Origin of the sequence: Streptomyces sp. NPDC003456 (assembly GCF_042878735.1) — a bacterium.
Classification (GTDB): Bacteria; Actinomycetota; Actinomycetes; order Streptomycetales; family Streptomycetaceae; genus Streptomyces.
In genome coordinates this window covers 1046506-1059506 of sequence record NZ_JBIAOK010000004.1, presented here as the reverse complement: position 1 = coordinate 1059506, position 13001 = coordinate 1046506, and the positions used below count along the sequence as shown (strand labels likewise).

Sequence of the window (13001 nt, the reverse complement as noted above, 5' to 3'; positions counted from 1 at the left end):
CCGTCTCTCCCCGTGTCGGTCCCGGAGGTCGTCGTCCCCACCCTGCGTTGTCGGACCGGGCCCCTACTATGCCTGGTGATCGCGCGGGCTGTCGGAGCGGGTACGGTGGCCGGACCGTCAAGAGCCCGGCGCGGTGCCGTCATTGCTGCCGACGCGAGGAAAACGGGGGACTCGGGGATGGCTTCCACAACACGGGTGCGTGCGCGTGGCCGCGGGCGCCCCCAGGCGACCCCGGCGGCGGGCGCCGCGCCCGGTCCGGGCGCTTCCGCGACGGTGGCGCCCGCTTCCGCGCCCGGCGCGCATCAGCTCCGCCTGCGCCGCGGCCCCGGCGGATCGTCCCGGCTGCAACGGGTCGTGCTGGTCGAACTGGCCTCCGCTGCCGTGCTGGCCGGCTGGGTCGTCGGCACCGCGGGGCTCGTGGTGGCCGCCGTGCTCGCCGCGGGGCTGCTGGGCCTCGCCTTCGTGCGGCGTCGCGGCCGTTCCGTGCCCGACTGGTGCGCCACCGCGTGGGCGCTGCGGAACCGGCAGAAGCGTGCCGACGCCCTGGAGATCCCGCCGGGGACCGAGCCGGGCCTGGTGCCGGCCCTGGAGTGCGAACCGGCTCTGCGCACCGGGGCGTTCGCGGTGCGCGACCGGCGTCCGGTCGGCATCGTCGGGGACGGCACGTTCGTGACGGCGGTCGTGCAGGTGGAGGCCGCCCCGTCCGCCCTGCGTGCCGAGCGGGGCCGTCAGCCGCTGCCGCTCGGGCTGGTCCGCGACGCCCTGGAGGTGGACGGGATCGCGCTGGAGTCGGCGCAGGTGGTGCTGCACACCCAGCCCGCTCCCGCCCTGCACCTGCCGCAGCAGTCGGTGGCCGTGGCCAACTACGCGCCGCTGCAGGCGCAGACGGGTACACCCGCGGTGCGCATCACCTGGATCGCGCTGAAGCTCGATCCCGAGCTGTGCCCGGAGGCCGTGGCCGCGCGCGGGGGCGGGGCGACGGGGGCGCAGCGGTGCGTCGTCCGCGCGGCACACCACCTGGCGAGCCGGCTGACGGGGGCCGGATTCCGGGTCACCGTGCTGGACGAGGACGAGCTGGTCGCGGCGCTGGCGACGTCCGTGTTGGCCAACCCGCTGGTCACCGCGGAGGCGGGACGGACCGAGGTGCGTCAGCGGCGGACGCGCGAGTCGCCGCGCAACTGGCGCTGCGACAACCGCCGGCACACCACGTACTGGGTCCGCTCCTGGCCGCGGCTCTCCGGCGCCGACGGTCACACGCTGCCGCAGTTCGTCGCCCGGCTCACCGCCGTGCCCGCTCTCGCCACGACCTTCAGCCTCACCCTGGCGAAGGGCGACGGCAAGGAGGTGTCACTGACGGGACACGTACGGGTGACGGGCCGCAGCGACGACGAACTGGTCGCCGCCCGGCGGGCGTTGGAGGAGGCAGCGCGAGAAGCCGGCGCGGGGCTGAACAGACTGGACCGCGAGCAGTTGCCCGGCGTACTCGCCACGCTCCCCCTCGGAGGTGCCCGGTGACGTACTCGCTTCCGGGGTCCGGGCAGACGCCGGCACCCGCTGGTACGCCCACACCCGCGGGTGGCCCGCCACCCACCGGTTCGCCGTCACCCACCGGTTCGCCGTCACCCGCCCGTGTGCCGTCATCGGTCGGTACGCCGTCCCCTGCCGGTACGCCTTCACCCACCGGCGTGACGGCAGCCGGCGGCGCGACGGCTGCGGCCGGCGGGGTGGTCCCTGCCGGTGGGGCGGCCCCGGCCGGCGTCATCGGGGGCGCGGGCGCCGTCGCCGGTGCGCCCGGCCGGTCCGGCGGCAGGCCCTCGGCGACCGGCCAGGTCGTCGACCGCCTGCGCAAGGGCTTCGGCCTGGCCGGGCCCCGGCACGGGCGCCACACGATCGGCGTCGAGCACCTGGACGCACTCGCCCTGCCCCTCGGGGACGACGGTGTGGTCGCCGGCGTGGACGGCGCGGGGCAGCCGGCGGTGCTGGGGGTCAACCGGCCCACGCCGTACGACGTGGTGCTGATCGGCGGCCTGTGGACCGCGCAGGTGCTGGCGTTGCGAGCCACGGCGACCGGCGCGCACGTCGCCGTGGAGACGGGCCGCCCGCAGGCGTGGCAGCAGATGGTGCACGCCATGGGTGGGGCGCAGAACGGCCTCTCGGTGCACGAGGTGGGGCGGGTCCCGCCGCAGGGCGCCTCCGCCGGCACCCCGGTGCTGGTGGTCCGCGACTGCGGCATGCGTCCTCCGCGCGGGCGGGTCGTCTCCGGCCCGTGGCAGTCGGTGCTGACCCTTCTGCCCTATCTGAGTCCGGTGGCGCCTCGGCTGCTCCGGCAGGCGCGGCTCGTCGGAATCCAGAGGGTCTCCCCGGACGAGGCGGCCGAACTGGGCCGCAGCATGGCCCTGACGCACGAGCAGGTCGAGTCCCTGCCCACCCTCGCCGACGGCATGACCCTCTGGTGCGCGGACCGGGACCGTCGCTATGTGCTGACCCGGCCCACGGACGCGGAGGTCGGGCTGCTGGGGACGCCCCGGCGGATGGACTGAGAGGGGCGGGCCCGGTCGAGGTACCGACTCTGCGCGCTCGGGGCGGTTTTCCGACCGTTCCGTCACCGTCGCCGTCTGAGGTGTTTGTCGGCGCCGTGTGAAAGTCCTCCGGTTCCGTGCGGTTTGTGACCTGAGAGGCCCGAGGCGGCCGACGGGCGGGGCTGCCGGGGCGGGGCATGTGGTGATTAGGCTGGGTCCGGGCACGACGTCACGACCCGTGGCCCGGCGTTGGTGTTGCAGGGGAAGAGCGGGGGAGCCGATGCACCGTGCTGCCCCGGACGACCGCGGAGTCGTTCGAACCACTGCGGACGACACAGCAGACAGAAGCAACGGTCGCCCCAGCACGGCATGAGGGTGCTCGACCACACCAGGAGGAACACTGTGAGCAGCGATCGGGACGGGATCCGCGGGGGCTGGGCGACACCCGGCGATGACCAGCCCGACGCGGAGTCCTCCATCGAGATGACGGGCGAGTTCACCATCGACTACGCGCCGCCCGCCTGGTACACGCAGAACGCCTCGGGGAGTTCCGGGTCGGGGCAGGGTCCGGAGGGATCCGGCGGGGCCGCCGCCTCGGCGACGCCGGAGGGGCAGGCTCTGTCCGACGGCCCCTCGGCAGCACCGGAAGGGCCCGGGGTGTCCGGTGGTCCTGCGGGTCCCGGGATCCCCGCCGGGCCGGAGGGGCCCGTGCCGCCGCACGCCGGCCCCGCTCCCACTCCCCCGCAGCATGCCGCCGAGCCGTTCGGGCAGCCCTCTCCCTTCGCCCCGGCGTCCGGACAGGCTCCGGCGCCCGGCGTCCCTCTCACGCCTCCCGGGCCGCCGCCCGCTGCTCCCTTCACGCCGCCCGCTGCTCCGTTCGCTCCTCCCGTTGCTCCGCCGAGCGCGCCCTTCGTGCCAACGGTGCCGCCCGCCGGGTCGGAGGCGTCGTCGGGAATGCCCAAGCTCCCGTCGGGCAGCGGCTTCGAGCCGCAGGAATCCCGTCCCGGGGTGCCGCCGCAGGGACAGTGGCCGTCCCAGGGCACGCCGGATCCCGCGCCGGCCGCTCCCGTCACGCCCCCCGCTTCCCCCGCTCCTGCTGCCCTCGCCCAGGACGAACCCGCGAACGGTGACCTGGAGAGTGGCGCCACCATGCGCTTCTCCGCGGTCGCTGTGAAGCGCGAGATCGCCGAGCGTGCGGCCGCGGCCCAGGAGCGGACGCAGGGCGCGGAAGAGACCCGCCCGCAGGGCGCGGAAGAGACCCGCCCGCAGGGCGCGGAGGAGACGCGCAACGTCCCTGAGGGCGCGGACGTCCCGACGGCCGCCGATCCGAGCGACATGGCCGGGCCGCACCGCGCATTGGGCGGGGAGGGCGGCGCCTCGTCGGCCGACGAGGCTGCTGACTCGGGAGTGCCCGGAGAGTTCACTCCTTCTGATGACGAGGGTCGTGACGCGGCTGCCGCGGACACCGCGCAGAGCGGCGAGCCGGCGCGTGAGGACGCGGCTTCCGAGTCCGGGTCCCCGCAGGGCGCTTCGCGGGAGGGTGAGCCCGTCGACGCCGCGGACGCGCTTGCTGCGGGTGACGCCCCGGCGGTGAGCGAGTGCGCCGATGACGCGGCCGTGGACGCCGGCGAGCCGGAGCAGCCAGTCGCGGAGGCCCCCGCAGAGGATCCACGACCCACCGAGACCGCCGAGACCGGAAAGCCCACCGAGCCCGTCGAGCCCGTCGACCAGGTGCCGTCCGACGCCACGCCGTCCGGAGACGGAACCGGGGGCAGTGACGCTGGGGACAGCGCTCCCCAGGGCGATGCCGGGTCCGCTGTCGCCGACCCCGGTGCCGCGGGCGGTCAGCCGGCTTGGACTCCCCCGGCCCCGCAGGGCGTGCCGCCCCTGCCGCCGTCGTACCAGCCGGCCGCACCCGCGCCCGCCGACCAGTGGCCCGGGCAGCCGGTGCCCCAGCCCGCGGTCCAGGCGCCGGCCCCGACACCGGGCCCTCACCCGTCACCGGCCCAGCCCCCGGCTCAGCCCGTGGATCCGAACGCCCAACCGCATCCCGCCGCCGCTCAGGGACAGCCGCCGTTCCAGCCGCAGGCTCCGCAGCCCGCGCCCGCCGCCTGGAACCAGCAGGCCGCTCCCGTGCCGCCGCAGCAGCCGACCGCCCAGCCCGGACCGCAGCAGCCCGCACCCCAGCTCGGCGGTTACGGCTTCCCGCAGCAGGGAGCCCCCGGCACCGAGCCGCAGGGCACCCCCGCCCCCCACCCCCAGGCCGGCTACGGCTTCCCGCACCCCGGGACCCCGAGCCCCCAGGGCGGCTACGGCTTTCCGCACCCGGGTGCTCAGCCCCCCGCCGCCCCCGCCCCCGCCCCCGATGCCCAGGGCGGCTACGGCTTCCCCCACCCGGGAGTCCCGCCGCAGGCACAGCCCCCGCAGGCGCAGCCCCCGCAGGGACAGCCTCCCCAGGCCCCGCACCACCCGCAGGGACAGGCCGGCCCCGGACAGCCCCCTCACGCGGGGCAGCCGGGACAGTCGCAGCCGCAACCACAGCCACAGCCACAGCCACAGTCACAGCCCCCGGTCGATCCCCGCACCGGTGCCGCCTGGCCGCAGCCCATCCAGCACGACCAGCGCCAGCCGACCAACCCCGGGGCCGCACCCCTCGGTTACACCGCCGCCGTGGAGCTGTCGTCCGACCGCCTGCTCAACAGCAAGCGGCAGAAGGCCAAGAGCAGCCGCCCGGCGACCGGCGGCGGGCGCTTCAAGCTCGGCGGGAAGAAGGAGGAGGCCGAGCGGCAGCGCAAGCTCGAACTGATCCGTACGCCCGTGCTGTCGTGCTACCGGATCGCGGTGATCAGCCTCAAGGGCGGTGTCGGCAAGACGACCACCACCACCGCCCTCGGCTCGACCCTGGCCACCGAACGGCAGGACAAGATCCTGGCGATCGACGCCAACCCGGACGCGGGCACCCTGGGGCGCCGCGTGCGGCGGGAGACCGGGGCGACCATCCGCGACCTCGTCCAGGCGATCCCTTACCTCAACTCGTACATGGACATCCGGCGGTTCACCTCGCAGGCCCCCTCGGGGCTGGAGATCATCGCCAACGACGTCGACCCGGCGGTGTCCACGACGTTCAACGACGAGGACTACCGGCGCGCGATAGACGTGCTCGGCAGGCAGTACCCGGTGATCCTCACCGACTCGGGCACGGGCCTGCTGTACAGCGCCATGCGCGGCGTGCTGGACCTCGCCGACCAGCTCATCATCATCTCCACTCCGTCGGTGGACGGGGCGAGCAGTGCGAGCACGACACTGGACTGGCTGTCCGCGCACGGGTACGCCGACCTCGTCTCGCGGTCCATCACCGTCATCTCCGGGGTGCGCGAGACCGGCAAGATGATCAAGGTCGACGACATCGTGTCGCACTTCGAGACGCGCTGCCGGGGCGTCATCGTCGTGCCGTTCGACGAGCACCTCGCCGCCGGTGCCGAGGTCGACCTCGACATGATGCGGCCGAAGGTGCGCGAGGCGTACTTCAACCTGGCCGCCATGGTCGCCGAGGACTTCGTCCGGCACCAGCAGTCGCACGGCCTGTGGACCTCCGACGGCAACCCGCCGCCGGTCGCCGCACCACCCCTGCCCGGCCGGCAGATGCCGGGTCAGCAAATGCCCGGTCAGCAAATGCCCGGTCAGCAGATGCCGGGTCAGCAGATGCCCGGCCATTTCCCGGGCCAAGTCCCCGGCCAGGTCCAGGCTCAGGCACCGGGCCCGTACCCGGGCCAGGCTCCCTTCCCCGGGCAGCCGCACCAGCCCGTCCCCGGACAGCAGGCCCAGGGGCCCGGCCAGTTCCAGCAGCCACCCCGACAGCCGCAGCCGCAGCAGCCCCAGCCCGGGCAGCCGTACCCCGGCGGCGGGCAGTACGCCCATCCGGGCCAGCCTCCGGCCCAGCCGGGACAGCCGTACCCCCAGGTCGCGCCGCAGCAGCCCTACGCCCAGCCGGGGCAGCCGGGGCAACCGGGTCAGCAGCCGCAGCCTGGGCACCCCGGGCAGCCCTACCCGCAGCAGGGCCACCCCGGCCAGCCGCCCGCCGCTCCCCCGCAGCCGGCGTACGGCTACCCGCAGCCGGACCGGCCCGGCCACCCCGGGCATCCCGCCCACCCCGGTGACCCCGACGGCCAGACCCCGCCGTCACCGTCCCCGCCCACGCCTCCTACGCAGTAACCGTCTCACCCGATCGGCCCCTTTCGAGGGGCCGTTCCCCTGTCGGGCCCGCGCCGTTCCCCTTCGGCGCGGGCCCGGCGCGTTCCGGGGCGAAATCCGTTGCCAGGCCCTGGCCAGCGGTGCGTCAGTGGTCTCGACCAATGGGCACGAAACGCTCGCCAATTCGTTATTTCCGCAGGCCACATGGGGTGAACGCGCCGTTGACGGGCGGAGAGGGCCGCTGATACACACACATCAACCCCCTGACAGCTGATCAACCCGTCCTACCCGTCCGAGCGATGACGCGAGGTCCGTCCATGGGCACGAACGATCAGAAACGCAGCCTCCCGCGCGGCCTCCGGCTCGTCGCCGTCGCCGGAGCGGCCGCGCTCACCCTCACCGCGGGTCTCGCGACCCCGCTCGACCCCGCTCCCCGGCAGGCGCGGGCGGCGGACGACGGCAAGCAGGTGCTGACTGTCGCGGTGGCGCAGAGCGTGGACTCGCTCAGCCCGTTCCTCGCGGTCCGGCTGCTCAGCACGAGCATCCACCGGCTCATGTACGAGTACCTGACCAACTACGACCCCAAGGACAACCGCGCCATCCCGGGTCTGGCGACCAAGTGGGAGTCCTCGCCCGACAAGCTGACCTGGACGTACACGATCCGCTCGAACTCGAAATGGTCCGACGGCGAGCGGGCCACCGCCGAGGACGCGGCGTGGACGTTCACCAAGATGATGACCGACGACGGCGCCGCCACGGCCAACGGCAGCTACGTCGGGAACTTCGAGAAGGTCACCGCCCCGAGCCCGACGAAGCTGGTCATCGAGCTGAAGAAGCCGCAGGCTACGATGGCGGCCCTGGACGTGCCGATCGTGCCGAAGCACGTGTGGGAGAAGGTCTCGGACTTCTCGGAGTTCAACAACGACAAGGCCTTCCCCGTCGTCGGCAACGGCCCGTTCGTGCTGACCGGGTACAAGGCCGACAGCTATGTACGGCTGAAGGCCAACAAGGACTTCTGGCGCGGGGCGCCCAAGTTCGACGAACTCGTGTTCCGCTACTACAAGGACCAGGACGCCGCCGTGTCGGCGCTGCGCAAGGGCGAGGTGTCCTTCGTCGCCGGGTCGCCGTCCCTGACGCCCGCTCAGGCGGAGTCCCTGAAGGGCGCGGAGAACATCCAGGTCAACGACGCGCCCGGCCGCCGCTTCTACGCCCTGGCCACCAACCCGGGCGCCCGGGCGAAGAACGGGAAGAAGTTCGGCGACGGCCACCCGTCCCTGCTCGACCAGCGGGTGCGCAACGCGCTGTTCATGGCGGTCGACCGCGAGGCCGTCATCGACAAGGTGTTCCGCGGCCACGCCGTCGAGGGCGAGGGCTACATCCCGCCCCGCTTCCAGGACTACTTCTGGAAGCCGTCCGCGCAGCAGAAACTGGCGTACGACCCGGCGAAGGCGGCGCGGCTGCTCGACGAGGCGGGCTACAAGAAGAACGGCGACGGCAAGCGCGTCGGCAAGGACGGCAAGCCCCTCACCTACCGCGTGCTGTGCCACGCCACCGACCCGAACGACAAGGCGGTCGGCAAGTACCTCCAGGAGTGGTGGGGCGACCTCGGCATCGGCGTCCGGCTCGACTGCCTGGACAACGTGACCGACCCCTGGCTCGCCGGCAAGTACGACCTGGCGTTCGACGGCTGGTCGGTCAACCCCGACCCGGACTTCGTGCTGTCGATCCACACCTGCGGTGCGCTCCCGGCCACCCCGAAGGACACGGGCGCGACGGACAACTTCATCTGCGACAAGAAGTACGACGAGCTCTACGCCCGGCAGCTCACCGAGTACGACCCCGCCAAACGGGCGGACATCGTCAAGCAGATGGAGTCGCGGCTGTACGACCTCGGGTACATGAACGTCATGGCGTATCCGAACGCGGTCGAGGCCTACCGGACGGACCAGATCAAGTCGATCACGACCATGCCCGCGAAGGCGGGGAACATCTACGGGCAGGACGGTTACTGGAGCTGGTGGTCGGCGGTGCCGGCCGACGCGAGCGGCTCCTCGGACAACGCGTCCTCCACGGGTGTCGTGGTGGGGATCGTCGCGGGGGTCGTGGCCCTCGTCGCGCTCGGCGGTTTCGCGGCCGTGCGCCGGCGGGCCACCGCCGAGGACCGCGAGTAGACGGGCGAACGGGCACTCATGACCGCTGACGCGACCCCCGCGCTGGTCGAGGACGGGCGGACGGCGGCCGGGCCGCGGGTGCGCCGGGGCTCGGCGTACCCGCGGTACCTGGCCGGCAAGGTGGCCGGGGCACTCGTCTCGCTGCTGGCCGTCCTCGTGACCAGCTTCTTCCTCTTCCGGCTGATCCCGGGCGACCCGGTGAAGACCATGACGGGCGGCCGCCAGGTCTCCGCCGAGCAGCTGGCCGCCTACCGCGAGGAGTTCGGACTCGACCTGCCGCTGTGGCGGCAGTTCACCGACTACTGCGCCAAGGCGCTCACCGGCGACCTCGGGACGTCGTACCAGTTCCGCACCCCCGTCGTCGACAAGATCACCGAGGCGCTGCCGAACACCCTGCTGCTGACGGTGACCGCGTTCGTCCTGTACACCGTCCTCGGCATCTTCCTGGGGACCCGCTCGGCGTGGCGGCGCGGCGGGACGGGCGACCGGGTCAACACCGGCCTCGCGCTGACGCTGTACTCCATCCCGTCCTTCTGGCTCGGACTGCTGCTGATCATCGTGCTGTCGGTGGGCATCGGCCCGGTCCCGGGGATGTTCCCGACCGGCGGCATGGAGTCCGGCGGCAAGGAGGGCTTCGCGTACGTCCTCGACGTGGCGCACCACCTGGTGCTGCCGGTGGTGACGCTCGTGGCGGTGGAGTACGGCCAGACGCTGCTGGTCACCCGGTCCGCGCTGCTGGACGAGATGGGCAGCGACTACCTGACGACGGCCCGCGCCAAGGGCCTGCGCGACGACCTCGTGCGGCGCCGGCACGCCGTGCCGAACGCGCTGCTGCCGACCGTGACCCTGATCTTCATCAACCTGGGCAGGACGGTGGCGGGCGTGATCCTCGTGGAGACGGTGTTCTCCTGGCCGGGCCTCGGCGGGCTGTTCTACCAGGCGCTGAGCGTGCCGGACCTGCCGCTGGTGCAGGGGCTGTTCTTCGTGTTCGCCGCCGCGGTGATCGTGATGAACACCCTCGCCGACCTGGTCTATCCCCTGCTGGACCCCCGGGTGGCCCGATGACGACGACGACCGGACCGGCCGCGGACCCGCGGGCCCTCGCCCGGCAGCGCCGCCGGGCCTCCGCCGCCCGCTTCTGGCGGTCCTACCGCACCGAGAGGGCGGGCCTGTACGGCCTGGCCGTGCTCGGCCTGTGTGCGCTGCTGGCCCTGTTCGCCCCGCTGTTCGTCGGCTCCGACGTGAGCAGCGTGACGCAGGCCCCGGGGCGTCCCATGCAGAGCCCGAGCACCGGGTTCCCGCTCGGCACCGACCAGTTCGGACGGGACCTGCTGGGCCTGGTGATCTGGGGCTCGCGGGTGTCGCTGCTGGTCGGGCTGCTCGCGGCCGTGCTGTCGGTGGCGATCGGCACGCTGATCGGCGTGACGGCGGGGCACTTCAGAGGCTGGTACGCGACGGTGATGATGCGGATCACGGACTGGTTCCTGGTCATGCCGACGCTCGTGCTGGCGATCGCCCTGGCGACCGTGATGTCCCGCTCGCTCACCACGACCGTCGTCGCGATCGGCGTCACCACCTGGCCGACCACGGCCCGCCTGGTGCGGGCGCAGACCCTGGCGGTGGAGACCCGGCCGTACATCGAACGGGCGAAGGCGCTGGGCGGCGGCCACTGGCACATCATGTCCCGGCACGTCCTGCCCAACGTGATGCCGCTGGTGCTGGCCCAGACGACCCTCATCATCTCCTCGGCCATCCTCGCCGAGGCGACCCTCGCCTTCCTCGGCCTGGGCGATCCGACGGTCGTGTCGTGGGGTGGCCTGCTGCAGGATGCCCGGGAGGCGGGCGCGGTCAGCGCCGGCGACTGGTGGTACCTGGTGCCGCCGGGCATCGCCATCGCCGTGGTGGCGCTGGCCTTCACACTGTGCGGGCGGGCCGTGGAGTCCGTCCTCAACCCCAGGCTGGGGGTGTCGCGTTGAGTCTGCTCGACGTCAGGAACCTGACGGTGACGTACCCGGGCGGGGCGGCCGCCGTGCGCGGGGTGGACCTGCGCCTGGACGCCGGCCGGAAGCTCGGCATCGCCGGCGAGTCGGGCTGCGGCAAGTCCACGCTGGCGCTGGCCCTGCTGCGGCTGCTGCCCGCCGGCACCCGCACCACCGGGGAGGTGCTCCTCGACGGCGAGGACGTGCTGACCATGAAGTGGGGCCGGGTGCGGGCGGTGCGCTGGGCCGGGGCCTCGGTCGTCTTCCAGGGCGCCATGCACTCCCTGAACGCCGTGCACCGCATCGGCGACCAGATCGCCGAGCCGATCCTGCTGCACGGGAAGGCGACACCGGCCGGGGCGCGGAAGAGGACCGGCGAACTGCTGGAGCAGGTCGGCCTCCCCGCGGCCCGGGCGCACGCCTACCCGCACGAGCTGTCCGGCGGGCAGCGCCAGCGCGTCATGATCGCCATGGCGCTGGCCTGCGACCCGCGGCTGGTGATCGCCGACGAGCCGACCACCGCGCTGGACGTGATGATCCAGGCGCAGATCCTCCGGCTCATCGAGCAGCTGGTCGCGGACCAGGACCTCGGCCTGATCATGATCAGCCACGACCTGGCGGTGCTGGCCGACACCTGCGACCGGCTCGCGGTGATGTACGCGGGGCGGGTGGTCGAGGAGGGCCCGGCGGCCCAGGTGTACGCGGACGCCCGGCACCCGTACGCCCGGGCCCTGTCGGCGGCGTTCCCGCGGATCGGCGACCCTGCGTCGCGGTTCGCGCCGCAGGGCCTGGCGGGCGACCCGCCCGATCCGGCCGCGCTGCCGTCCGGCTGCACGTTCCACCCGCGCTGTCCGGTGGCCCTGGACTCCTGCGCCGAGCAGGACCCGGGGCTGCGGGAGGCGGGGGCGGACCGGCGGGCGGCCTGCGTGCTGGCCGGCCCGGCGGGAGCGGGCACCGGCGAGGAGCGGCCCGCCGACCGCACGGGCCAGGCTCCGGGAGCGCCCACCACCCCCACCGGACCGGCCCCGCAATCGCCCGGCGAGCGTGCGGCCGACGACCCGGAGGCCCTGGAGGAAGCGAGGCCCGGCACACCATGACCATCTCCCCCACGGCCCCCGGCACCACGACCGCGCCCCTGCTGAGCGCCCGGGACCTGTACGTGACCTTCCCCGGCCGGCACGGCGGGCCCGCGGCACGCGCGGTGGACGGCGTCGACCTGGACATCCGCCCCGGCGAGATCGTCGCGCTGGTCGGCGAGTCGGGCTGCGGAAAGACGACCCTCGCCCGCAGCCTGCTGGGCCTGGTCGAACCGACATCGGGACGGGTCTCCTTCGACGGCCGCCCGCTGCGGTACTCGGGCCGCTCCCTGAAGGCGTACCGCAAGCGCGTCCAGCTGGTCCTGCAGGACCCGAGCGGCTCCCTCAACCCCCGGCACACGGTGTACGACGCGGTCGCGGAGGGCCTGCGCATCCACGGTCACGGCGGTGACGAGCGCGCGGCGGTCGCCGAGGCGCTCTCCCGGGCCGGTCTGCGTCCCCCGGAGCGCTTCTTCCTGCGCTATCCGCACGAACTGTCCGGCGGGCAGCGCCAGCGCGTGGTCATCGCGGGTGCCCTGGTCCTCCGGCCCGAGTTCCTCGTCGCCGACGAGCCGGTGGCCTCCCTGGACGCCTCCGTGCGGGGCGAGATCCTGGCCCTGCTGCTGCGCCTGCGCACCGAACTCGGCCTGTCCGCGCTGGTCGTCACGCACGATCTGGGCCTGGCGTGGAACATCGCCGACCGGGTCGCGGTGATGTACCTGGGGCGGATCGTGGAGACGGGCCCGGTGGAGCAGGTCCTGACGGCCCCCCGACACCCGTACACCCAGGCCCTGTTGTCCGTCCTCCCCAAGGCCCCGGGCGACCCGGTGGTCCTCACGGGCGAGCCCCCGGACCCCTCCCGGGTCCCTTCGGGCTGCCGCTTCCACGTCCGCTGCCAGATCCTGGCGAGCGGCGAGGCGGAGCGGGCGGGCGTGGCGGACGCGTGCAGGGGCAGTGATCTGCGGGTGCTGAGCGGCAGCGGGGAATCGCAGGTCGCGTGCCACTGGGCGGCGTCCCGCTAGGGGAGCTGGAAGCGCGCGGCCGGCCTCCCGCGGACCTGCGGAC

8 protein-coding genes are annotated in these 13001 nt (G+C 73.9%); all 8 read left to right on the top strand.

All coding sequences use genetic code 11. The features are described 5' to 3' along the window. The first annotated feature begins 177 nt into the window (after nt 1–177). The 8 genes from eccE to ACFYWG_RS20910 all read left to right on the top strand — a co-directional run bounded on the left by eccE (nt 178) and on the right by ACFYWG_RS20910 (nt 12958). Nucleotides 178–1515, top strand: a complete 1338-nt coding sequence (gene eccE / locus ACFYWG_RS20945; RefSeq protein WP_389202708.1) for a type VII secretion protein EccE — start codon at nt 178–180, stop codon at nt 1513–1515. Between the two features lie 245 nt (nt 1516–1760). After that, nucleotides 1761–2540, top strand: a complete 780-nt coding sequence (locus ACFYWG_RS20940) for a hypothetical protein (RefSeq protein ID WP_385420829.1) — start codon at nt 1761–1763, stop codon at nt 2538–2540. A gap of 381 nt (nt 2541–2921) precedes the next feature. Next, complete coding sequence (locus ACFYWG_RS20935; protein WP_389202706.1) at nt 2922–6731, top strand: SCO5717 family growth-regulating ATPase; 3810 nt, start codon at nt 2922–2924, stop codon at nt 6729–6731. A gap of 296 nt (nt 6732–7027) precedes the next feature. Then, nucleotides 7028–8881, top strand: a complete 1854-nt coding sequence (locus ACFYWG_RS20930) for an ABC transporter substrate-binding protein (protein WP_389202704.1) — start codon at nt 7028–7030, stop codon at nt 8879–8881. An 18-nt stretch (nt 8882–8899) separates the two neighbouring features. Beyond that, nucleotides 8900–9946: an ABC transporter permease gene (locus ACFYWG_RS20925; RefSeq protein WP_389202702.1), complete on the top strand. Its 1047-nt coding sequence runs from the start codon at nt 8900–8902 to the stop codon at nt 9944–9946. Next, nucleotides 9943–10857 (top strand): ABC transporter permease, encoded by a 915-nt coding sequence (locus tag ACFYWG_RS20920; protein WP_389202700.1) that lies wholly within the window; start codon nt 9943–9945, stop codon nt 10855–10857. Before ACFYWG_RS20925 ends, ACFYWG_RS20920 begins: the two co-directional genes overlap by 4 nt. Continuing rightward, on the top strand, nt 10854–11957 hold the full coding sequence (locus ACFYWG_RS20915) for an ABC transporter ATP-binding protein (RefSeq protein WP_389202697.1): 1104 nt from the start codon (nt 10854–10856) through the stop codon (nt 11955–11957). The genes ACFYWG_RS20920 and ACFYWG_RS20915 overlap by 4 nt, the downstream gene beginning before the upstream one ends. Next, a complete protein-coding gene (locus tag ACFYWG_RS20910) occupies nt 11954–12958 on the top strand; it encodes an oligopeptide/dipeptide ABC transporter ATP-binding protein (RefSeq protein WP_389202695.1) in 1005 nt (334 codons plus the stop codon). Before ACFYWG_RS20915 ends, ACFYWG_RS20910 begins: the two co-directional genes overlap by 4 nt. Nucleotides 12959–13001 lie beyond the last annotated feature (43 nt).

Excerpts from the sequence above, each read along its gene's own strand:
- eccE (WP_389202708.1), top strand. The coding sequence starts at position 178 with ATGGCTTCCACAACACGGGTGCGTGCGCGTGGCCGCGGGCGCCCCCAG.
- ACFYWG_RS20930 (WP_389202704.1), top strand. The coding sequence starts at position 7,028 with ATGGGCACGAACGATCAGAAACGCAGCCTCCCGCGCGGCCTCCGGCTC.
- ACFYWG_RS20925 (WP_389202702.1), top strand. The coding sequence starts at position 8,900 with ATGACCGCTGACGCGACCCCCGCGCTGGTCGAGGACGGGCGGACGGCG.
- ACFYWG_RS20920 (WP_389202700.1), top strand. The coding sequence starts at position 9,943 with ATGACGACGACGACCGGACCGGCCGCGGACCCGCGGGCCCTCGCCCGG.
- ACFYWG_RS20910 (WP_389202695.1), top strand. The coding sequence starts at position 11,954 with ATGACCATCTCCCCCACGGCCCCCGGCACCACGACCGCGCCCCTGCTG.